At 58.6% G+C, this 21,969-nt stretch carries 17 protein-coding genes and 1 pseudogene; 11 read left to right on the forward strand and 7 right to left on the reverse strand.

What is annotated here, in order from left to right:
• Positions 1-12: 12 nt before the first annotated feature.
• The 3 genes from MHJ63_RS05430 to MHJ63_RS05440 form a co-directional block, all read right to left on the reverse strand.
• Entirely contained in the window at positions 13-984 is a 972-nt protein-coding gene (locus MHJ63_RS05430; RefSeq protein ID WP_239446443.1) for an electron transfer flavoprotein subunit alpha/FixB family protein, read from the reverse strand.
• A 79-nt stretch (positions 985-1,063) separates the two neighbouring features.
• Positions 1,064-1,870, reverse strand: coding sequence for an electron transfer flavoprotein subunit beta/FixA family protein (locus tag MHJ63_RS05435; RefSeq protein WP_035754432.1), 807 nt, complete (start codon positions 1,868-1,870; stop codon positions 1,064-1,066).
• A 170-nt stretch (positions 1,871-2,040) separates the two neighbouring features.
• Positions 2,041-3,531 carry a S1C family serine protease gene (locus tag MHJ63_RS05440; RefSeq protein ID WP_239446444.1) on the reverse strand — a complete coding sequence of 497 codons (1,491 nt, stop codon included), beginning with the start codon at positions 3,529-3,531 and terminating at the stop codon, positions 2,041-2,043.
• Between the two features lie 129 nt (positions 3,532-3,660).
• Between MHJ63_RS05440 and MHJ63_RS05445 the strand changes: the two genes are divergently transcribed.
• The 8 genes from MHJ63_RS05445 to MHJ63_RS05480 all read left to right on the forward strand — a co-directional run bounded on the left by MHJ63_RS05445 (position 3,661) and on the right by MHJ63_RS05480 (position 12,888).
• On the forward strand, positions 3,661-5,295 hold the full coding sequence (locus MHJ63_RS05445) for a coiled-coil domain-containing protein (RefSeq protein ID WP_239446445.1): 1,635 nt from the start codon (positions 3,661-3,663) through the stop codon (positions 5,293-5,295).
• A gap of 193 nt (positions 5,296-5,488) precedes the next feature.
• Positions 5,489-6,322 carry a PspA/IM30 family protein gene (locus MHJ63_RS05450; protein ID WP_239446446.1) on the forward strand — a complete coding sequence of 278 codons (834 nt, stop codon included), beginning with the start codon at positions 5,489-5,491 and terminating at the stop codon, positions 6,320-6,322.
• A gap of 149 nt (positions 6,323-6,471) precedes the next feature.
• Positions 6,472-7,440, forward strand: a complete 969-nt coding sequence (locus tag MHJ63_RS05455; protein ID WP_083285395.1) for an ABC transporter ATP-binding protein — start codon at positions 6,472-6,474, stop codon at positions 7,438-7,440.
• A gap of 4 nt (positions 7,441-7,444) precedes the next feature.
• Complete coding sequence (locus MHJ63_RS05460) at positions 7,445-8,209, forward strand: ABC transporter permease (RefSeq protein ID WP_198020615.1); 765 nt, start codon at positions 7,445-7,447, stop codon at positions 8,207-8,209.
• Entirely contained in the window at positions 8,209-9,339 is a 1,131-nt protein-coding gene (locus tag MHJ63_RS05465) for a sensor histidine kinase (RefSeq protein ID WP_239446447.1), read from the forward strand. Before MHJ63_RS05460 ends, MHJ63_RS05465 begins: the two co-directional genes overlap by 1 nt.
• Entirely contained in the window at positions 9,336-9,941 is a 606-nt protein-coding gene (locus MHJ63_RS05470; RefSeq protein ID WP_239446448.1) for a response regulator transcription factor, read from the forward strand. Before MHJ63_RS05465 ends, MHJ63_RS05470 begins: the two co-directional genes overlap by 4 nt.
• 107 nt (positions 9,942-10,048) lie before the next feature.
• Positions 10,049-11,674 (forward strand): inorganic phosphate transporter, encoded by a 1,626-nt coding sequence (locus MHJ63_RS05475; protein ID WP_239446449.1) that lies wholly within the window; start codon positions 10,049-10,051, stop codon positions 11,672-11,674.
• A 176-nt stretch (positions 11,675-11,850) separates the two neighbouring features.
• Positions 11,851-12,888 (forward strand): ankyrin repeat domain-containing protein, encoded by a 1,038-nt coding sequence (locus MHJ63_RS05480; protein WP_070507152.1) that lies wholly within the window; start codon positions 11,851-11,853, stop codon positions 12,886-12,888.
• Between the two features lie 116 nt (positions 12,889-13,004).
• Here the strand turns inward: MHJ63_RS05480 and MHJ63_RS05485 are convergent, their stop codons facing one another.
• Complete coding sequence (locus tag MHJ63_RS05485; protein WP_239446450.1) at positions 13,005-13,388, reverse strand: VOC family protein; 384 nt, start codon at positions 13,386-13,388, stop codon at positions 13,005-13,007.
• 63 nt (positions 13,389-13,451) lie between these two features.
• Positions 13,452-14,477, reverse strand: coding sequence for a DUF4272 domain-containing protein (locus MHJ63_RS05490; protein ID WP_035754415.1), 1,026 nt, complete (start codon positions 14,475-14,477; stop codon positions 13,452-13,454).
• A 115-nt stretch (positions 14,478-14,592) separates the two neighbouring features.
• On the opposite strand from MHJ63_RS05490, the gene MHJ63_RS05495 reads away from it, so the two are divergent.
• The 3 genes from MHJ63_RS05495 to MHJ63_RS05505 all read left to right on the forward strand — a co-directional run bounded on the left by MHJ63_RS05495 (position 14,593) and on the right by MHJ63_RS05505 (position 20,942).
• The gene (locus MHJ63_RS05495) at positions 14,593-15,489 is read left to right on the forward strand and encodes a DUF4132 domain-containing protein (RefSeq protein ID WP_239446451.1); all 897 of its coding nucleotides are present in this window, start codon (positions 14,593-14,595) and stop codon (positions 15,487-15,489) included.
• Positions 15,482-20,059 (forward strand): hypothetical protein, encoded by a 4,578-nt coding sequence (locus MHJ63_RS05500; protein ID WP_239446452.1) that lies wholly within the window; start codon positions 15,482-15,484, stop codon positions 20,057-20,059. The genes MHJ63_RS05495 and MHJ63_RS05500 overlap by 8 nt, the downstream gene beginning before the upstream one ends.
• Before the next feature lie 487 nt (positions 20,060-20,546).
• A complete protein-coding gene (locus MHJ63_RS05505; RefSeq protein ID WP_239446453.1) occupies positions 20,547-20,942 on the forward strand; it encodes a hypothetical protein in 396 nt (131 codons plus the stop codon).
• 522 nt (positions 20,943-21,464) lie between these two features.
• Here MHJ63_RS05505 and MHJ63_RS05510 read toward each other — a convergent pair.
• Both MHJ63_RS05510 and MHJ63_RS10045 read right to left on the reverse strand, forming a co-directional pair.
• Positions 21,465-21,749, reverse strand: coding sequence for a type IIL restriction-modification enzyme MmeI (locus tag MHJ63_RS05510; RefSeq protein ID WP_338110377.1), 285 nt, complete (start codon positions 21,747-21,749; stop codon positions 21,465-21,467).
• Positions 21,732-21,836, reverse strand: a pseudogene (locus tag MHJ63_RS10045) (type IIL restriction-modification enzyme MmeI); the annotation flags it as partial. The gene MHJ63_RS05510 and the pseudogene MHJ63_RS10045, both read right to left, overlap by 18 nt.
• Positions 21,837-21,969: the final 133 nt, after the last annotated feature.

Consider the following 21,969-nt stretch of genomic DNA (forward strand, 5'->3'; position numbering starts at 1 on the left):
GAGACTGCCCTACTAACTCTGTTGTTTACGGGCGCGGATAGCTTCAGCAGCTTGAGGTAGGACCGTGTTCAGATCGCCTACGATACCGAAATCAGCGATATCGAAAATAGGGGCGTCCATGTCAGTGTTCACCGCGACGATCGTGCCGGACTGGCGCATGCCCGCAACGTGGTGCACCGCACCTGATATACCGGCTGCGATATACAGGTCAGGCCGCACCGTGGCGCCGGTCTGCCCCACTTGTGTGTTGTGTGGGATCCAGCCTTCATCGGTCGCATCACGTGTTGAACCGACCGCGCCGCCGAGGGCGTCAGCGAGCTGTTCGACCGGGCCGAAATCGCCGTCGGTACCGCGGCCGCCCGAAACCACAACTCGGGCCGAGGACACGTCGGGGCGTCCGTCGTAAACCACCGGGGTGCGGAAGATAATCTGTGCGCCTTCACGCCCGCCCGTGCTCAACGTAACCACCTCGGCGGTCTGTGCGGCAGCCTGCGCGGAAGCGGGAACGCCCGGAACCAGCGTTAGGAAAGCGGTCGCCGTGGTGGGGCGCACTGCAGAGCTCCACTCCCCCGAAAGCACATCCTTACGCACCGCAAGACCCGAGGCCGCGGTGAGTGGGCCTTCAGTTGCAGGCTCAACGGCGGAAACTTGAGTGATGAGCGCCGACTCCGTAAGCGCGGCCGCACGCGCCATGACTTCGGTTTCGATCGGCTCGATGCTGCTGAGCACCGTCACGGCCTCGCTTGCACGCACGGCACCGACCAAAACATCGGCCTGCCCCACCGCAACAGAGCCCGACGGATCCTGTTCAGCCGCATACACCCGCTGAGCGCCCGCGGCACCCAACGCCGCGACCGCATCGGCTGAGACGGCCGAACCCACGGCAACAGCAACGGGCCCTAAACCGGCCGCAACACCGAGAACTTCCTGTTGGGAAGCCGAAAGCTGCGGCCCAACAGAATCCAGATACACAAGAACAGTCACAAGAAACTCCAGAAACGTCTAAAACCCGATACCGAGAAACTCTGCCGGCCGCAGACACCCCGCCTGCCGCGCACGAGGGTTAGAGCAGATTATTTTCAGCTAAATACTCAGCCAGCGCCTCACCAGCTGCACCATCATCAACAATCACACGGCCCGGTTTACGTGCCGGAACCGGTTCCGCAGCAGTCACAACAGCAGAGGCCGCAGACGACCCCACCCAGTCAGCAGACAAGCCGAGATCCGCAAGCGTGACCGTGTCCGTCTTCTTCTTCCGGGCGGCAAGCATCGACTTGAAGTTCGGGTAGCGCGGCTCATTAGCCTGATCCGTAACCGAAACCACCACCGGCCAGCCGCTAGCAACCTCAAGCACCTCGCCGATACCCTGGCGGCGGCCACGCAACTGGCCCGCATCAAGCTCAAGCGAATCCAGCATCGTCAGCTGCGGCCAGCCAAGACGCGCGGCGACCAGGGAAGGCATGACACCCATCTCCGCGTCAGTGGATTCCATGCCGAAAACCACAACATCCGGGTTCTCGCCCCGGATCGCGGCCTCCAAAACACGAGAGGTCGACAACGCATCAGAACCAGCCAACTCGTCATCCAGAACATGAACTGCGCGTGTTGCTCCCATCTGCAGGGCCTTCTTCAACGCGGCTTTAGCTCCGTCTGGGCCCATCGTCACAACAGTGACCGGGCACACCTTGTCCCCGCCAGCAGCCTCAGACAACGCGACAGCCGCCTCGATGGCGTTCTCATCCAGCTCAGACAAGATCGACTCCTCACGAACCAGGCGGTTCTCCGAATCGAACTGCCGCTCAAACTGGGCATCAGGAACGTACTTGACCAAGACCATCACATGCTGTGGGCTCGTCTCGGCTGTACTCATGTTTTCACTCCTGCTCGCAATGAACACAAACTGCTCTCGATGAACAAAAAACGGTGGCTTATACGATGCCTTCCGTAGTCCATCGTATAAGCCACCGCCCGCATCGTGGCATCCCGCAGCCAGAAAGTAGGCGTCCACGCTGGCTGATTGATGCGAATGCGCTCGTTGATTTATGCGTCAGTGCCACCCAATGTGGCGTCCATGGTGTGTTCCTCGCCGTTGCGTTTGACTGTCACCTTGACGGTAGCGCCCTCCGGGTAGGAACGGATGGTCGCGGTCAGGTCAACGGCGTCATTCATGCGTTTATCGTTCACCTTGGTGATGACGTCATCCTTCTGGATGCCTGCTTTCGCAGCCAGTGAGTCAGGTACAACCTCGGAAACCACCGCGCCTTCCGTGAAGATCGTGGAACGGCCCGCGTTTGAAGGCTGAGCACGCGCCATCAGACCGAGCTGGCCGTGGGTCGCTTTACCGTTGCTCATGAGCTCTTGGGCAACACGCTGGGCGATGTCGCCTGGCACGGCGAAACCAAGTCCGATAGAACCGGATTGGGCGCTTGGCGAGTAGATCGCTACGTTCACCCCGATCAGCTCGCCCTTGTCATTGACGAGCGCCCCACCGGAATTACCGTGGTTGATCGAGGCGTCAGTCTGCAACACGTTGATCGAGATACGCCCGGAAGGTTGCTGACGCTGTTCTTGCCCGGGGATCCGGAACTCCGGCAGGTCTTTATTGTTGGGGTCATCTTCCGGGGTCGATTTGACCGCCGAAGATGCGATCGAGATCGAGCGTTCACGGTTAGAAATAATGCCGGTAGACACCGTGTTCGGAAGCCCCAACGGCGCACCGATCGCGACCGCTTCCGAGCCCACGTTCACATCGTTCATATCAGCGAACTTGATCGGGGTGAATTTCGTATCCCCAGGGTTATCGATCTTCACAACCGCGAGGTCATAGAGCGGGTCTTGGCCCACCAATCTGGCTGGATAGGTTGTTCCGTCCGAGGTCTGGACCTCGATGGTCGCTTTATCTGAAGCACCGCTGAGCGTTGCGACGTGCTGGTTGGTGAGTACGTAGCCGTCTTCAGAGATGAACACACCCGAGCCTGTGCCGGACTGTTTGCCATCGCTTGCGGAGATCGTGACGACGGATGGCATCGCGGTTGCTGCCGCGAGTGAAACCGGGGTCGCGGACTTGGGGTCACCACCGAACTGTTCCTGATAAGCCTGTTGCGCGGCAGGGCTGTTCGCGGCGGGGTTCTGTCCGGAGTCAGAGTGGTTGAATGCAACCACACCCGCGCCGGCGCCGCCGCCTGCAACAGCACCCAGGATCAAAGCCCCCGCAACGATCCCCCAACCGGGACGCCGCGATGTGCCGCGTTGCTTCTTCTTACGCCCACCAGACGGTTGCGACTCATGTGGCTGCTGACCCAGCTGCTGCGTGTAATACTGCGGCGACTGCTGGGTCTGCGGCGACTGCTGAGTCTGCGGCGACTGCTGAGTCTGCGTTGGCTGCTGAGTCTGCGTTGGATGTTGAGTCTGTACCGGCTCCTGTTGCTGTTGCGGGCCGGGGCTTGGTGGAGGCGGCTGAGTATGTTGCTGGCCTGGCTGGTTCTGATTGCCGGGGTAGCCCTGTTGGCCGGCTGGATAAGAATTAGACATCTGCGGGCTTTCTCATAGAGATGATCAAAACTTCTAAGAACAGAGTAGCGATATCCCCTGAAAAGCGGCTGGACGGTCAATCCGCGGTTTCTTGAAGCTCACCGGAAGAATGCTTGATGAGGGGCCGTTATGTGGAAAACTTTGAATATGGCGCTTCTCATCGACATGCTTGATTCCTCGACCGTGACCGCGGCACAGGCCTTCGCATCGCACGCTGTTCCAGCTCAGTTCAACGCGGCGCAGGATGCCGTGATTCGGGATAGTTTTGAACGTACCGCTTCAAGCTCGTCTCTGTTCGGCTTGTTGATTTTCTTCATTATCGGGTTCGTGATCACGGCCGTTGTTTTCAATATGAAGGGTTCGAAGGCGCGCAGGGAGCGGCGTGAGAGGTGGCGGAACTCGCCAGGCTGGGGCGCTACCGGCCTGCCGGTGGGTGGCGTGCCGGAGGATGCGCCGCAGGTTCTGTCCGCTGAGCAGCTGGATGCTAAACGTAAGGACGCCTCCGCGGCCTTGATCGCGGCCGATGAGGCGGTTCGTGCCGCAGGCCAGGAGGTTGATTTCGCGGTCGCTGCCTATGGTGAGGAGAAAGTCGAGTCTTTCCGCGCATCGTTGGATGAGGCCCGCGCTGATTTGTCTGCCGCGTTCGAGCGGCAGCAGTTACTTGACGATGACACCCCTGATTCCCCGCAGGATCAGAACGCGTGGCTTGAGGAGATCCTGCAGCGCACCAAGCGAGCGATTGACACGTTGCAGGCTCGCGCTGACGAGTTCAGTCAGCTCCGTAACGTGGAGCATGATGCCCCGCAGCGTATCGATGAGCTCAATGCCGCGTTGATGCAGCTAGTGGGCCGGCTCGAGCAGGGCCAAGCGAATTTGGGTGGTATCGAACAGGAATACACCACGAGCGCTCGTGAGCGCGTGGATGGTGTTGTCGAGCGGGCAACGGGCCGTTTGGAAGACCTTTCTGCCGCGTTGAATGATGCCCGTACTGCGTGGGGTTCCGGGAACCATCCGAGCGCGGCACTTGCGATTGTTCAAGCCGAAACCGCGCAGGTGGATGCCGAGGCCCTGGTCACTCGTGTTGAGACTGTCAAACAACGGCTGGCTACCGCCCAGCAGGAGTTGCCGCAGCATATTCATCAGGCTGAGAAGGATATCGATGCGGCACGGGGGATGGTGGATGCTGGCCGTTCCGCGTTGCAGGGCCCGGCTGACCGTTTGGACCGGGTGATCAAGAAGATCTATAGCCAAATGGATGCTGGCCCGCATGATCCGATTGCGTTGACAGATGAGCTGGCAACCGCGCATGATGCGTTGAGTGATCCGCTCGGCCAAGCGCAGTCGGAAGATGAGAAGCGGGCGGGCGCTCAGGCGCGCCTGGATGATCTGGCGAACCGTGCTGCTGCCCGTATCGAGTCTGTTGAGGATTATGTTCGCGCGAACCGCAACAAGGTGGGCTCCACCACTCGCACGCGGCTTTCTGAGGCACAACGGTTCTTGAACCAGGCGATGGATATGCGCGCTACTGACCCCGTGACGGCGGCTCAGCACGCTGACCGTGCACTCAAGCTCGCTGAGGCTGCAGCGCGTAACGCCGAGGCGGAAACCGCCAGCCGTAGTGACCAAGATGACCCGCTTGAGAGCGTCTATAACATCTTCAACCCGACGTTCTCCGGTTCACGCAACGGGGTCCCGCGCATCACGTTCGGTTACGGTTACCCCAACGACAACCGGCGCAATTCCAGACGTCGCCGCCCGTACTGATGCAGCCCTGGGGCGTTAGCAACCGCGCATTAATGCGCGTTGTTATGCGCGTTGACGCTGGCGATTTTCGTGCCACTAGCGAACTTTGCGCCGCGGCCTCTACTCATCGATCAAGAAGCACACTAGTCTGAAATCTGGATGTTTCTCGTCTGATCATTCATCAGCTTTCCGCCATCATCATTGAAGGAGAACCATGGCAAAGAAACAGTCGATCCTTGGCCGTATTGGCCAGTTGGTCCGTGCGAACATCAACGCGATGATCGACAACGCGGAGGATCCGCAGAAGATGCTGGATCAGATGATCCGCGACTACACGGACAACATCCGCGAAGCTGAAGCGGCTATCGCGACCACGATCGGTAACTTGCGCCTGGCTCAAGAGGACCACCAGACTGACGTTAGGACCGCTCAGGAGTGGGGCCAGAAGGCTCTCGCTGCGTCGAATAAGGCTGATGAGTTCCGTTCTCAGGGTAATTCCGCGGACGCTGATAAGTTCGATAACCTCGCCAAGGTTGCACTGCAGAAGCAGATGGCTGCTGAGAACGATGTGAAGGCCGCTGAGCCGGGCATCAAGGCTCAGGAGGATGTGGTTGAGCGGCTGAAGAACGGCCTGGCTCAGATGAAGAACAAGCTTGAAGAGCTGCGCACTAAACGCAACCAGCTTGTTGCCCGCCAGAAGTCCGCTGACGCTCAGAGCAAGGTCAACGAGGCTCTCGGCTCGATCGACATCATGGATCCGACCAGCGAGATCTCCCGTTTTGAGGAGAAGATCCGCCGCCAGGAGGCACAGGTTCGCGGCCAGCAGGAACTGCACGCATCCTCGATCGATTCGCAGTTTGAGCAGCTTGAGGACCTCGGCGAACAGACTGAGGTTGAGGCGCGTCTCGCTGCCCTCAAGCATGGCGCTGGCAAGGGCGCACCTAAGGCTGTTGAGTCCCAGGCTGGCGGCGGGCAGGCTAGCGGTGGCAAGATCGACGAGGACTTGACTCCGGAGCAGCTCGAAGCGCTGCGTAAGCTCGAAGGCTAAGCCCGGTATAGACACAGCCAGAAGGCCGGTTCCCTCATGTTTCGAGGGAACCGGCCTTCTGCTGTGTTCGCGGCCCATGACAACTGTCATGGGTAAGTGGTGACACCTGCTATGCGTGCGTTCCTCGCTGGCTCATTAGCGTGAATTGCATGAAGAGAACACACCTGACGAGGGAACAGAATTCTCCCGCTATAGAACTCACCCCAGCTATAGAACTGCGCGGAGTGAACAAAACCTTCAACGCGCGTTCAGGCAATCCCGTGCACGCTTTGAAGGACGTTAGCCTCACGGTCCAGCCCGGTGAGATCATTGCCCTGCTGGGCACTAATGGGGCCGGCAAGACCACGCTGGTGGACCTGATTCTGGGGCTCACCACCCCATCGTCCGGGTCTATCAAGGTCACGGGTCAGGCCCCTCAAAAAGCGGTGTATCAGCAAAAGATCAGCGCCCTCATGCAAACCGGTGGCCTGCTCAGCGACCTCACGGTCAAGGACACGTTGAAGATGATCGCTTCGACCTTCCCGCGCCATCTGCCTCTGGATGAGGTTATCGAGCAGGCGCATCTGGAACCGATCTATAAACGCCGCGTCGGCAAGTGTTCCGGCGGTGAGCAGCAGCGGATCCGTTTCGCGTTGGCGATTCTCGGCAACCCGGACGTCCTCATTCTTGACGAGCCGACCGCCGGCATGGATGCCGGCGCTCGCCATCGATTCTGGGAGTCCATGAAGCATCAGGCTGAGCAGGGCCGCACCATCATCTTCGCGACCCACTACCTGGAGGAAGCAGACCAGTTTGCCCAACGCATCGTGCTGATCAACAAGGGCGAGGTCATCGCGGACGGCACCACCGATGAGCTGCGAAACATGAGCTCCAACCGCACGGTGAGCGCCACGTTCCCAGGCGGGGTCCCGGAGTTATCGGGGTTGCCAGGCGCGGAAAGCGTTGAGGCTCACGGCAACCGTGTGCACATCACAACCCAGGATTCCGATGCGCTTGCCCGGTACTTACTGACCGAAACTGACGCTTGTGACCTTGAAGTGACAAGCCACGGCCTCGAGGACACATTCCTCGCCCTGACGCAGAACAGCGGCCAGACCCAGAACAACGAGGAGGACTAAGCACATGTTGAGCACTACGTTGAGGTTCACCGGGCATGAGCTGTTGCGTCTGCGCCGGGACATGACCACGATCTTCTTCAGCGTCGGGCTACCGATCTTCTTTTACCTCATCTTTGGCGCGTTGCAGAGCTACGGTGAGCAGGAGATGAACGGCGGTAACCTCGCCGCGTACGTGATGCTGGGCATGGCTTTTTACGCTGGTGTGGTTGGTGCGGTCGGTGCGGCCGGTTCATCCGTGACGGATAGCCGTAGCGGGTGGGGCCGGCAGCTCGCTCTGACTCCCCTACGCCCGTGGCAGTTAGCTTTCGCTAACACGGTCAGTATCGCTGTGCGTGCGGTGTTACCGATCGCCGCGGTATTCATTGTCGGGGCCCTCACGAACGCGAAAATGCAGCCCGAACAGTGGGCGTTGACGTTCATTGCGTGCGTTCTGTGTTCGATCCCGTTCGGTTTTTATGGCTTGGCGTGGACGCTCGTGGTCCCTAAAGAGAACACGGTGGGGATCGCTACCGGCTCCATTGTGATCATCGCTTTCGCGGCTAATGTGTTCATGCCGTTGACCGGTGCGTTGCTGGACATAGGTCGTTTTACGCCGATGTACGGCGCGATGATGCTGGTGCGGTGGCCGTTGGCCGAGGGAGCGCAAATTGCTGGCACGGGGTTGATGTTCGAGCCGATGTGGCATGCCTGGGTTAGCATCTCGGTATGGACGGTGATCTTCGTGGGCTTCTGCCTGATCATGCGCCAGCGCGACAAGAACCGAAGCTGATGCGCCTATTCAAAGACTTCCAGTTCAACAACGCGATCTTCGCCTCAATATGGCTTGTGTTCCTCGCCTCCGTCTTGGTTCAGGTATATGTGAGCGGCGAGTTCAGTGCCGTCGACAAGGCGTGGATGACGGTCTGTGTGACCGTGTTTGGGTTGCTTTACTTCTATGCGTTCGGCTCAATGGACACGTTCCCAAGCGGGTGGGGCCAGTTTCCGCGCGCATTGTTGAGGTGGGGCATCCTGTTCGTCATCGCGCTGGCGAGCGTGCCTGTCATCAAAACGGGAGTGGTGACCTACGCACCGTATCTGGCGGCGGTACTGGGTTTCGCTGTCCCGTGGAAGAAGTCCCTCCCCATCGTAGTAGCTACGGGGGCGGCCGGCGCTTTCCCGGTATGGCGGCTATCGCCGCAAGACCTGAGCTGGGCATCTTTCCTGCTGTTCTTCATGCCCCTGTTACTGGTTGGGGTGGGTGCTTTTTCTCAGTACGACGAGTCCCGCCAGCAGTTACAACACGAGCTTGACCTTGCGCAGCAGAGGGAGGACATCGCGAGCGATGTTCACGACCTTCTGGGGCATTCGCTCACGGTGATCAACCTGAAATCCGAGGTGGCCCGCCGGGCTCTACACACCAACGCTGAGCAGGCCGAACGGGAGCTCAAAGAGATCAGCGAGCTCTCCCGGCTAGCGCTTGCCGAGGTTCGCGCAACAGTCACACGCATGCGCACCCCCACCTTCGCTGGTGAGCTGCAAGCCGCGCGCCGAGCGTTAGAAACAAAAGGCATCACCGCGCATCTTCCTGAACGCCTCACCCCGGTGGGTGCTCACGAGAACGTGTTCTCTTGGGGGTTGCGTGAATTGACCACGAATGTGGTCCGCCATTCCGGGGCGCACACCTGCTGGGTCAGCGTGAGCGCAGATAAGCTGCAGGTGACTGACGACGGCAGCGGGTTCAGCACCGATACCGTGCAGAACCGCGAGGGCGGCCTGGCTGGGCTGCGTGAGCGAGTTGAGGCGGCTGGCGGGCGCCTCATCGTGCGCCGTGAGCACGGGCTGAGCAGAGCTCTGATCACGATGAGCGGCGATAGCGAACTGATGCGTGACGGCGCTGTGGTGCGGGAGGCGAGCGAATGAACAGGATTCGTGTGTTGATCGCTGAGGACCAGTCGCTGGTACGCGGCGCGTTGGTTGCGTTACTGGGTTCGGAGACGGACATCGAGGTTGTCGCGGAATGCGCTACAGGGACCGAGGCTATAGAGCTCGTGCAGCAGCAACCCATTGATGTGGCGCTATTGGATATTGAGATGCCCGGCCTCAACGGCCTCGATGTTGCCGAAAAGTTGGCTGGGCATCCGTGCCGTTGCCTGATTGTGACCACGTTCGGCAAGGCCGGGTATGTGAAACGGGCGATGAAGGTGGGTGTGGACGGCTTCATCGTCAAAGACACACCACCTGATGAACTGGCGGATGCGATCCGACGAGTGCATTCCGGGTTGCGCGTGATAGACCCAACCCTGGCACGTGACAGCTTACTGGTACCCGATAATCCCTTGAGCGAGCGGGAATCTGAGGTGTGTCAGCAACTGTTCCAAGGCAAGAGCGCACCCGCGATCGCGAAAGCCTTGCACCTATCCCCTGGCACGGTGCGTAACCACATTTCCAACATTATGGCGAAAACGGGTGCAGCTAACAGGTTTGAGGCCGCCCACCTCGCTAAAGCGAACGGTTGGATCTAGTCCGCACCAGCTTGTCACGCGGTGTTCACGTATTCCTGCCCTGTATTTCAACCGTCTGCGCCACGATATTGCCACTAGAGCATCCCAGCTCTGGGGAAAGGCTTTCTATGGCGCAGTCACTCAAACCTCGACAAGATTCTTCAGCGCTTCCAGGCAAACACGGTTTCTTAGGCCCAGACCGGTGGTGGCATCTGTCTTTCGGAACTCTCATGGCCGTCACGCTCGCGGTGTTTATGAGCTGGTCCTTCACCTATGTTGATCCGGGCGCGAACAAGGCCGTCCTCGTTCTGACGATCCTTTTCGGATTGTTCATGGCGTTCAACATCGGCGGTAACGACGTCGCGAACTCGTTCGGTACCAGTGTTGGCGCGGGAACGCTGACGATGAAACAGGCGCTCATCATCGCTGCAATCTTCGAGGTCAGTGGCGCGGTGCTCGCTGGCGGCGAGGTTACGGAGACGGTGCGTTCGGGCATCGTAGACCTCAACGCGATCGATCTTGCGCCGATGGACTTTGTGTTCATCATGATGTCGGCGCTGTTCGGCGCGGCGATCTGGCTTTTGGTTGCTTCCCGCATGGGTTGGCCGGTTTCGACGACGCACTCGATTGTTGGCGGTATTGTTGGCGCGGCGCTCGCGTTGGGTTTCGCGACCGGCACCGGTGGCTTCGAAATGGTGCAGTGGAGCGAGATCGGAAAGATCGTGCTCTCGTGGGTGTTGTCGCCGCTGCTGGGCGGCATTGTTGCGTGGGTTCTGTTCGGGCAGATCAAGAAGCACATCCTGGTTTATAACGAGCAGGTGGATGTGAAGCTGCGTGAGCTGAAACGTGAACGTGCTGAACTGCGTACCCGCCACAAGAAAGCTTTTGAGCGGCTCGACGAGCTGCAGAAGATTTCCTACACGAACGCGATGGCCCGTGACGCTTCGGTGTATCAGCGTGAGGACTTGGACCCGGAAGAGCTCGAGTCTGAGTATTACCGGGACCTGCACAGCGTAGAGACCCGCGCTCGGGAGGTTCAAGCGCACCGCGCGCTTGAAACCTGGGTTCCGTTGCTCGCGGCGTTCGGCGCGGTTGTGATCGGTTCGATGATGCTGTTCAAGGGGTTGAAGAACCTCAATTTTGAGCTCAGCTCGGTCGGTAACTTCCTGATTCTCGGGATGATCGCAGCGACTGTGTGGATGGCGGTTTTCATCTTCGCGCGTTCGCTCAAGAAGCATGATCTTTCGCGTTCGACGTTTGTGTTGTTCAGCTGGATGCAGGTTTTCACGGCGTCCGCGTTTGCGTTCAGCCATGGTTCTAACGACATCGCTAACGCGATTGGTCCGTTCGCGGCGATCCTCGATGTCCTCAAAACCGGTCAGATCAACGACGAGGCCGGGGTTCCGCCTGCCGTGATGCTGACCGCCGGCGTCGCGCTGATTGTCGGTCTGTGGTTCATCGGCCGCTTTGTGATCAAGACCGTTGGCTCTGGCTTGACTGAGATGCACCCGGCGTCCGGTTTCGCGGCGGAGCTTGCCGCGGCGGGTATCGTGATGTTGGCATCGGTTATGGGCCTGCCGGTTTCTTCGACGCACATCCTGATTGGCGCTGTGTTGGGTATCGGCATTGTCAACAAGGCCGCTAACTGGAAGCTCATGAAGCCGATCGCGCTCGCGTGGGTCATCACGGTCCCGGTCGCCGCCGTCCTCGGTGCGGTCGGCGTGCTAGTGCTACGCGCCGTCTTCGGCGGCTAACTGCGTCGTGTTCGCGTGCCGGGCAGGTTTCCAGACCTGCCCGGCACGGCTGTGTGTACAAGCAAGCGTTGGCATCAGATGAGGCCTGCCGATGGCTCGCTCACGGGGATCCACTACGCCATTCCCACCGCCGCCGCCCCTCCCCTACCTGGCAATCTGCTTGCTAGCATCAACGTATGGCTCGCAAGCGTAAAACCCTGCCGGAGAACTTCACTGAGATCCTCGAAAGCGGCGACCTCGATGCGATGAAGGCCGTCTACAATACGTGCCTGCTGGAGGCGACAACCGGGTATTACAAGCGCACAGCGCTCGCGTTGGTTGAATCCCCGCCAGAGTTGGTGCGCTGGCTGCTCGAGCAGGGTCTTGACATCGATATTCAGGACCACTTCGGCTACACGCCCCTGGCTGCTGCGGCGAGCAAATGGAACATCCCACGTATGCAGCTGTTGCTGGAGCTTGGCGCCAACCCCAATCCTGAAAGCAGGCACCTACCGCTCATGATCGCGGCGAACTCGTACCGCGTCGAAGCCGTACGTCTGCTCCTCGAGCACGGCGCCGACATCCACGCCCTCGAATGGCCGCACGATCGCACCGCAGCTGACAAGGCCGTGGCTCACTCCTACGGAGGCTACAAGCTACCTTACATCGTGGAGACTTTGTCCTTCCTGCTCGACTCCGGCGCGCACCTGACCGACGACGGCCGCGGCTTCGTCAGGCAGATCGGTAAGGAACATGCCCAGACCGCACGGTTGAGGAAGGAGAGCACCGACGGGACCCGAGCCGTCGACGCCGCTATGGCGGAACTGTACCGGCTCTCCGGGGTTCCGCCGGTGCAACTGATCGAAGCGCACGATGGAACCAGCCGCATCGAAGTCCCTGACCTTCCGGTGCGAAAACAGTTCTCGTGGCTGTGGGATTACCTAGTTCCTATGGGCGGGCCCGCGGAGACCGTGCAGGGTGAAGTGGTGCGCATCGCGGGCAGGATAGGCGGCGAGCTGTTCAATAACGGCGGCGGGAACTGGGACGACGACTACCGCGCTATGTGCGATACCTGGTTGAACATCGTAGGAACGCGCGCGACGGCCATCGCGTCATTGAGGCGGGGGCTCCTTGACAAGAATGCGATCAAGGCGATCGAGGCCGCGTCAGTGCAGTACGTGATCGAGCACCCTGATCCGGTACCGAACAGCGATGATCTCCCCTACCAGCGTTAACCCGGCGTTGAGGATGCCCAGCGCAGGCGATCCTCTAGTACTTGCGCAGGCGCTCCAACGGTGCGCGGTCGGTTGCTGGGGACCATCTAGCTCAGGGTGAATCTTGCTTCCCCGCTTTAATCGGCCAGAGCTACCTCTAATTTGATTCGATCGGGATCCTCAAAAAAGACTGCATAGCTTTCACCTCCACCTGCATGGGGGTACCTGTCATCATACAACAAAGTGACCCCTTTGGTTAAAAGTTTTTCTCTCAGAAGATCAATTTCTTCAGGGTCAGTGCAAGAAAAAGCCAGATGGTTCAGGCCTATATTGCATCGGTTGTATCCGTTCGCCACATATTTATTTTGGGCTTGAACGAAAACGAGATACGTTTTGTCTTTTTTGTAGGAGAAGCCTTCTTCCCATTCTTGGTATAGGAAAAATCCCAGTGCCTCTAATAGCCAGGAGTAGAACTCTCGACTCCTGGCTATATCACTCACATAAATTTCTATGTGATGCATGCACCAAACCTGCTTTTGCTCGTCCAGGAATAAAAGCCAGCTCCGCTCGGCCTGTTTCGACCGTTAGGTCGATAGGTCTACTTCGTCCCAGTCTGTTTCCGGGTTGAACAGCCAAGACAGCGCACGGTGCCATTCGAGCAATGTGCCGGCGGTCGGGACGTCGATAGTAGCCTGCCGTTCAGGATGTGCCCGTTCATCGTCGGCGATCCACCGCATCGAACGAACAAACTCGTACTTCTCGCACATTTCGGTCAACGCGGCCAGCGAGGTCACATTCTCATAGACAGCGGCCTCACCGTTGTCTGCAACCCATGTAACTAGCGGCCCCGGGCTAACCTGAAGTTCACCCTCCGGAAGCTCCCAGAGGCCTACCACATGCGCGAGCATCTGCGCCGCTTCGACCTGCCACTCCAGCTGCGCCGCCAAGTTCCGTGCCTCCGCACCGGCAGGCGTCTCGGTTTGGGCCGTCGCTCCGGATTCGAGCAACTCAACAAACCGCGCTTCCATTGGTGTCAGCGTCTCAAACGCCCCAGGTAGCACGCCACGAATCGCTTCCAACGGCGCCCCATCCTCAGTAAAGAAGTGGCCCGCCAGCTCAGTAGCCGCAATGAGCGAAATGAACCGTTGAGCAATCTCGCGCTCTCCGCGCACCACAACCTCAAACTCGCTACGCACCGGAGGATAATGCTCAGGCAACTCCACACCGGTATCCCGTGTGATTCCTGCCCGCACACGCTGTGCCCGTTCCCAGGCCGCAGGATGATACGGCACGGAGCCTCCTGCGATGATGTCCTCGCCATGGACGTTCACTACCGCGCCGTCAGGCATCAAGAACACCGCATTAGTTCGCTCCGCCCAGTCCTCCAAGCCGCGCAGGTCCTCACGCTCGAACACATACTGGCGCCTCGTATCCGCGATGTGACGGATGAGCCCGAACATGCTCGGTGTCATCTCCTGACCGCCGCGCTCCCACACGTATCCGGTGAAGCCACGCCGCTGCTGTTCCATCTCCGGGGTATCGAAACTACGCTGTTGCGAATACGGTCCTTGGACCTCGTCTTTGACCGTCGCGAATGCAGTAATAGGCATTCCTGAACTTTATCCCAGCTCACTTCCCCCTGCCAGACGTAACAGCTGGATAAGCACGCTACGCTAGAGCAGTCCACCCGCCCCTCAAGGCTGTGAGTCAGGTACATTGTGACGCATGACCGTACCGCCAGATCTCACCTGGATTGATACACCCAACGGATACGCGCTGACCATTGCAGATGGCGTGATTCTGGCCCGCAATTCCAAAGGTAAGGTTTTGAAATCTGTGCCGGCCGCAGTGAAGAAAACTGAGATCTTTCTTGATCTCCAGGACCTGCGCACCTGGTTGCAGGACCACGATGCTGAGTGCGGGGCGACAGTGCAGAAGTGGCTAGTGCGCTCGTCGCCGGTTCCCTCCACCGTTCTTGCAGCGGTCTGGCCGGATGAGACATGGCAGTCCTGGCTACGCGGCCTGTTCATTCAGCCTGTTGACGAAGGCGGAACGTCTAATGCGGGGACGGCAGGGTTCTTGCAGGACGTCAACGCCGCTAATGATCAGATCAGTTTGCGCATCCTCACCCGAGACGGGCAGACGCGCACTCTCGTGTCCGAGGAGATCCTCATCCCCCACCCCACGTTGATTGAGGATCTGGCTAGTCTTCAAAAGCTAGCTGCGGGTCTAGGCATCCAGCAGCGCTTCGATCAGTTGCATCGCGCGGCATATGAACTGCCGGACCCGCTTCCGGATGAGTCTGTGACTGCGTTAGACACGTGGGCAGGCGCGCGGTTCGATCAGGGCCTCTTTGCCGTCGCCCGCGCCTACGCAGCTGGCTACAGCATTCAAGGTGACTTCGCGGTGACCCATATCCACGAGGACGGGCGCCTGGTGCTGGCCCAGTATCGGATTGGGGCCGCGAACAACCGCACAGAAGAGTCGTGGACGGGTGAGCTCTCCTGGCTGGTTAATGGCAAGACCATTCCGGTGAGGGAGCTTGGACCCGTGGCATACAGCGAAGGTGTCCGCATGGCCACACGCATTCACGATGGTGGGACGGTGAAAGAAAATGACTGATGACCGCACTATCACCGAACACGGCGGCATCACGCTGCAGCCTAACGATGCATCGTTCCCGCTCCGCGCGGCAACTTTCGCCCATGCTATGCTGCCTGGCCGCAACATCGTCAAACTCATTCCGGAACCACTGTTGGAAGCAGAGACCCTCGCTCTTGCGGTGTCTGGCATCGAATTCAAGGGCAGCACTCGCGTAGGCCACATTCAGCGCCGTGGAACCGGGTTCCCAGCATGGCCTGTCCTCACCGACCCGAAGAATGCTCGGCACGCACTGAACCTTGTTGCGGACCTGAAACGAGCAACCCGCCTCGCCAAGTCGAAACCAGGGACCACCAAAGCAAATATTCTCGCACTGGCCACCACGTTGGAGGAGAGCGCGCCACACTTCCTGCCAACATTCCTAGAAGAGGCAGCACGCGCCTACCTCCGCGCAGGAAATATCCCATATGCTGCGCACATGTTCACTCGTGCACGCGAGATTGAGCGCCGCTATGCAGTGCCTATCGACGAAACACGGCACCGTGACGTCTTCCTAGAATTCGCTTACGCCGGGGCAATCAACCATAAAGAACTCACCGCTGAGGCGAGCAGTTTGTCCCGGAGGCTTGAGCCGGCTGAAGCCTTGGAGAGATTCCGAACCCTATGCATCGAATGTGCCCACAGCGGCTTGTCTCCCCACGCCAGCTTGAAGAAAGATGTAGCCAAGCTGGCAAAGGCCGCCGGACTGGACCCTGCTGAGGAAGAAGCCCGCCTTATCCGCGAGCTGCTACGCACCAGTTCGGTCGAGTACGCTGCCCCCAGTTTTTGGAAGAACTACTATCCCGCTATACGCAGGGCAGCACAGCACGATGCGGAACTACGCGAGCATCTGTTAACACTGCAACCGAGAAATGCAGAACCTGATGCCTGGATTGACCTGCTTCAGGCAACTGGCTCACTCGAATTAGTCAAGCAGGGCACCCACCCCGAGTTCGTTCCCCTCATTTTGACGTTCGCTTCACAGCACAAAAGCGGCCGCACACAAGCGAATGCGAAACTGGCGCCATTGCTTGCGGAACTTCTTCCACAAGCTGGATGCACCTCCATGGGGGTGGAGCGGGGAACGCTCAGTCAAATACCCCCTGAAGCATGTGAGCAACTTGCGGCCCACGGCGTGAGGTTGACCGTGCATAGTGGGCCCCTCAAGCCATTCATCAATGTGGCGAACTGGGCATACAGTGAAAACCGGGCTCCGCTTCCACACCTGATTGCTGATGAACAGTACCGGCAGTACATCATCAACGGCATCGACAAGAATCTCACGGACCCCGACGTCATGTCTGCTGTTGCCGCGGACCCTTACCTCCGTCCGCTGGTGATTGAACTCCTCACCGCGAAGGTCGAGCTTCTTGAAGCCAGCGCACCAACCGTAGATCGGCTGGTTGGTGCAACCCGGTATGTCCGTGGCTTCGAAGCAGTTGACGATGAACAAGTGCAGAACTTACTGGACCGTGTACGGACCTACCACAAGGATCCTGCCGAGGTACTGGCGGAAACACTGCGCCGGGGACTGCTCGAGGAGTTGGGGTGGCATGAGTTTGAGAAAGCCTACGGCTCTGTAGAGTCACACGATTTTTCCAATACAAACCGCGCTCAGGACTGTTGGCCGGGCGTGGTGGTCTATAACAACAACCAGGCGACATACGTGTCTGGCCGCACCACTCGGGATATCCCTCACGGGACTGATGAACCCATCATCGGGGCCACCGAGGTTGATGGACAGTTTGCACTGTTGACCTTGGACCGAGAAACCGGCGAAGAACACATCAACTGGCCTGCTTCCGGCGCGCGCCTCCCGGTTAAGCAGCATTCAGGCTCTGGACATCTTCCCGGCGGGTCTGTGCCCGTTCCGGGCGGTCGCCTTATCGACTCAAAGACAGTTATTCGCCCTGATCACCACACCTGGAATAACCGAAACGCGCAGTTCTTCGTAGAAGAAGACCGCATCTGGATTCTCCAGCACGATCGGACACTCGTTGAAATCGATCCGGAAACCGGTGCCGAAGGCCCTCAATCCATGCCGGAATGGATTCAAGAGCAATGTAAACGCCACCCCGACCTTATTTTTCAACCGTTCCATTCACAGTTGCGACCTGTCACCGAGGCGACCACCGGTTCCCCTTTCTCCACTGCGCAGGGGTATCACCGGCACGCAGTGTTCTACAGCCCTAATTCCCCGGATTTCGCGCTCATCGTTGACACGGATGGCACTGAGTACCCGATTACAGGCGAAGATGCACAGCGAGCATCGGGTGTCGTCCGCTTACCTGATGGGCAACCGCGCATTCTGCTTCGCACAGATTGGGGCTACTCGCTCCTCCACCCTGAGGACGGAGCAACCACGCGTTATTACGGAGTAGATTTCAACACCGCTCTGTGGTGGCACCATACCCGGCCACGGGACCCTCAGCTCAGTTCGCGGTTGCGCACGATCACCGCAGACCACGTGCGTCCAGCTCTTGAGTACATCGCAGCGAACATAGCTGCAGCTGGAGATTCTAAGCAGCGGAGAAGGCTGTATGCAGAAGTCTCCAACAAGCTTGGCGTGAACTCCCCAGCCTTGTGCTCGGCGGTTATCCAGCATGCTCGTAACGTGCTGGAGTCCTGGCCACAACCAGACGTTGCGGGTCCACTTGACACCCTGCCGGACGCACCCACGTTTGAGCAACATCACGCACCGCTTACCTCGCTTCTGAGCCGCTACTGGTTCCGGATCAAGGTCAAAGAAATTTGGGACGATACAGCTAAGCTGGGCCTTCACCAATACCCACTGTCCAAAACGAACACCACCGAGACAAGCGCCAATGAATCGCTTGATTTTGGCGCTAGCGGCACCCACGTCTGGTCTGAGCTGCTCGGCGCCACGGACGGTCTTCTTGCTCTAGCAGCGCTCCCAGACCGCACTGCCGAGGAGATTCAAGGCTTGAAGGAACTGTGGCTCGTGATGCGTACAGCCGGTGTAGTGGATGCTGCTGACCTGGTCGTGGACGAGATTGAACCGCCCGAAGACGTGGCGGTGGACTACACCTTCAGCTATCCCTCATCCGTACTCATCAGCGACTACTCTAGAAGGCCCCTGCAGCTTCTGCGCAAAGCCAGCGACGGGCCCGTCGTGATCGATGGGAACACCTGCCCTGAGGTGAACCGGCGTGAGTTTTCGCCTGGCCGTACGGATCTGGAGCCGATCTTTGATGCTTTACTCGAGCGTGTCACAGAAAACGGGCCTGCACCGTGGTCACCTGAGCCAGGAATCGCGTTCGCCGAAGCTACTGGAATGCCCGTGGCTAACGCACATTTGGTGATGGTGGGCTTCCCCAATTTCAACGCGGACTTTGTCAATTTCGTGCCCAAAGAGCTGCGCACAACAATGGGTCTGAAGGTGAATGAGGTTACAGAAGCTCGGGCGAGGCTCAACGAGTTCCAGGGGGACTTCCTGAGTGTGCTCGCCGCCGGTGTCCCCGAGGATCCCGCGGAACTGTTGGATCAAGGTCTTGATGTTCACGCCATGGCTGCTCGTTGGCCTGGAACAAGAACTGCCCTGGGTGCAGCGCCCCCTGAGTGTCTTGATCGCATACCAAAACACCTACCGAGCAAGACGGTGGAGTCTGTCCTGGCAGGTGAACATAGTGAAGAAGACTGGACAACCGAAGTCGCAGCAGTGCTCTGGCTGGCCCACGAGCTGGACCTATCCGATGCCCGGCGCGCCGCCCTTGCTGGCTACGTTGAGGAGTTGATCCACTCCCCTAGCGGCCTGGACGATGTCAACGCTGGCAGCATTTTTGATGATGCCGACTTGCAGCGGACCATGGGATTCACCATCGATGACGCTCTGCAGTCCAGCCGGTTCCGAGTCGAAGCGACCGACTGTACGCTCCGTGACCGTCTGCGCGTAGACCTCACGGGCATCGATGATCCGGAAGACCCAGACCTTCACTTAGCACGCCGCTGGTGTACTGAAAACTATGGAGATATGGGGACACTGACAGCTCTCAACCTGACGCTTTCCGGCAGGCTTTCCACCTATGCACAGTGGCTGCGTGGAAAATACGATGGCGGCGATCCGCATGATCCACTCGCTGTGGTCCCGCAGCTCGTGGCTAAAGCCAGCACCACGCTGGGTGTGAGTGAGGACGCTGCACGCTACTATCTGCAACTTTTGGCGTGGCCGGATCCGACGGATGCGAATGTGCGCCGCTGGAATAGCTGGCAAAAGGCGGAAATCACCGCGGCGGGCAAGGAATTGCTCGCGCTGGATGTCGTTGTTGAAGCGAAACGGTCACGTTCCAGACGCAGTTTCTTCCTCCAAGGTAGTTGGGTTGAAGCCGTTCCACCGCATCTACCGTTGGAGAGCTGGAAAGTAGAGCCCTTTGCGATGCGCCTCAACGCTGCCGGTAGCAAGTACGAACCTGGGCTGGGAGTTCCCCTCGCGCCGCTACCAGCGCCGGAGTGGTTTGCCGCATGTTGGGAGCGTTCCCAAGGCGAAGACGCCCCACGATTTTCGGAGCTGAAAACCACGCGAGGAAAACGCTGAACACCTGTAGGCGAGCAGCCAGACGCGAACATTGCGGGGTCACACATGAACCTGAAGTGTCCCAGGTCTTGTTCGGTTTGAGTAGATGGGAAAGTCTGGAATATGCCAAAGAAATTTGATCAAGATGCCTAGGATCGCGTGGTCCGCCTTGTTGAGGATCGCTTCTTGACAGAGAACCTTTCTATGCAAAATGCGTGCAAGATTGTGGCGCCGAAACTGGGTGTTTCATGGCACACCGCCAGGCTGTGGACACAGGCAGCTCGACGCGATAGACGCATTTTGAACGGATGCCGAAAGACTTGGCAGCTGAAATCGTCAATGGAAACTAAGGCACAAGCCTAGGAACAAAACTCGGGACACTTCAAGAACTCATCCTGCCTTAGATTTTCAGTATGCTTGATGAAAGTTCATAGCCGGCTGAAACTAGTTCCTCTGCCGCTTTAGAAATAACGCCGAATATGGATAGCTAAACTCGATAGGAGGTGCTGTGGCACCAGCCCACGACACCCCCATGTCTTACGACGAACATTCCGAGAAAAACAATGACCTCGGGGGTATACCGATGTTTCGCGGCATTGACCTTCCCGAGGCCTATCGCCTTCCATCTTATCACGCTCCCGCTGTGAGTCGTGAGACGTTGCAGGAGTGGTTCTCGCCTGCCAGGCTCAGCCGCTACCGGATCGAACCGGTCGACACCTGGTACGTGTGGAACACCAGGATCTCGAAAGCCTTCTTGGAAGACATCAGCCATATCGAGGTGCTCCTGCGAAATTTCATTGACGTGAGGCTACGCGCTGCTGCTGGCATCAGATGTTGGTGGGACTCCCCGAAATACCAGATCCGTGGCTTCCGGAATAACGTCCGGAAGCCAAGAACCGACTGAAGCAAGCAGGGCTGGAAGCAACCCCTGATCAGATCGTCCCAAGTCTGTCACTCGACAACTGGCGCTTCCTACTCACACAACGTCTAGAAGCTACCGTCTGGAAATCCCTCACCGATCTGCGTAACGGGGGCATGCCCCACTACCCTGGCCGTAGTCGTAGTGACTTCGAAGCAAACGTAGAACTCATCCGAAAAGTCCGCAACCGCGCTTCACATCAAGAACAGTAACCTGCGTTCACCACACCGGCACCGATGACATTTGTCATCCCCTATCCCACAGATTCTCATTTTTCTCATGCGTGCACGCCCTACCGCTTTGAGTCCGGGGTACAGATAAGCGTGGTCGGGTGCTAGTTCAAAATGGCCGCACGATCAGTGCACGGTTGAACGCTGGTTGAGTTTCCGGTCCACACGCAAGCAACGGCCGATGACGTCCAGGATTAAATCCACGGAATCGTAATCAACTTCGATGTCGGGTGTAGTCACCTTGCTACCTCCAGTTGCCTTCGGGCTACACACAGAATCATGCTTGATTGGAAGCCTGCTCGTAAAGCTTGAACAAGAGGGCCACGATCTCACTCTCGGTGCAGCCCGGTTCTAGTCCGTAGGCGCGTTCCACGGCAGCGTCGAGAGCTTCATGCGCCACCTTGAGCTCGGAGTAGAGGAAATCGCTCTTAGGGTCATACAGTTGTGCGATGGTGGCGCCGGAGTACTGGGCGCGGGCATCGAGCACTCCCTGCCCGAGCCGAGCAATCTCAGCGCGCTGTTGCTCAGTCACTTCCGGCCACACGAAGTTGTTGTAGACCATACCGATTGAATAGCGGTAATCGGACTTCAACCGTCCCGCTACCACTCGCATCCAGGCATTATGAGTACGTGATTGGATGACCCCGAAATGGTAACGAGTTGAAGCGTCCTGGGTTTAGTTCCTACCTCAGCTAAGGAAGGATTGAACTATGCCTAGAAAGTATTCCGTCGAGTTCAAGGAGAAGGCGGTCCATCAGATCATCGAAATGGTCCGCCTGGAG

The organism is Pseudoglutamicibacter albus, assembly GCF_022346425.1.
In the GTDB taxonomy this organism is placed as follows: Bacteria; Actinomycetota; Actinomycetes; order Actinomycetales; family Micrococcaceae; genus Pseudoglutamicibacter; species Pseudoglutamicibacter albus.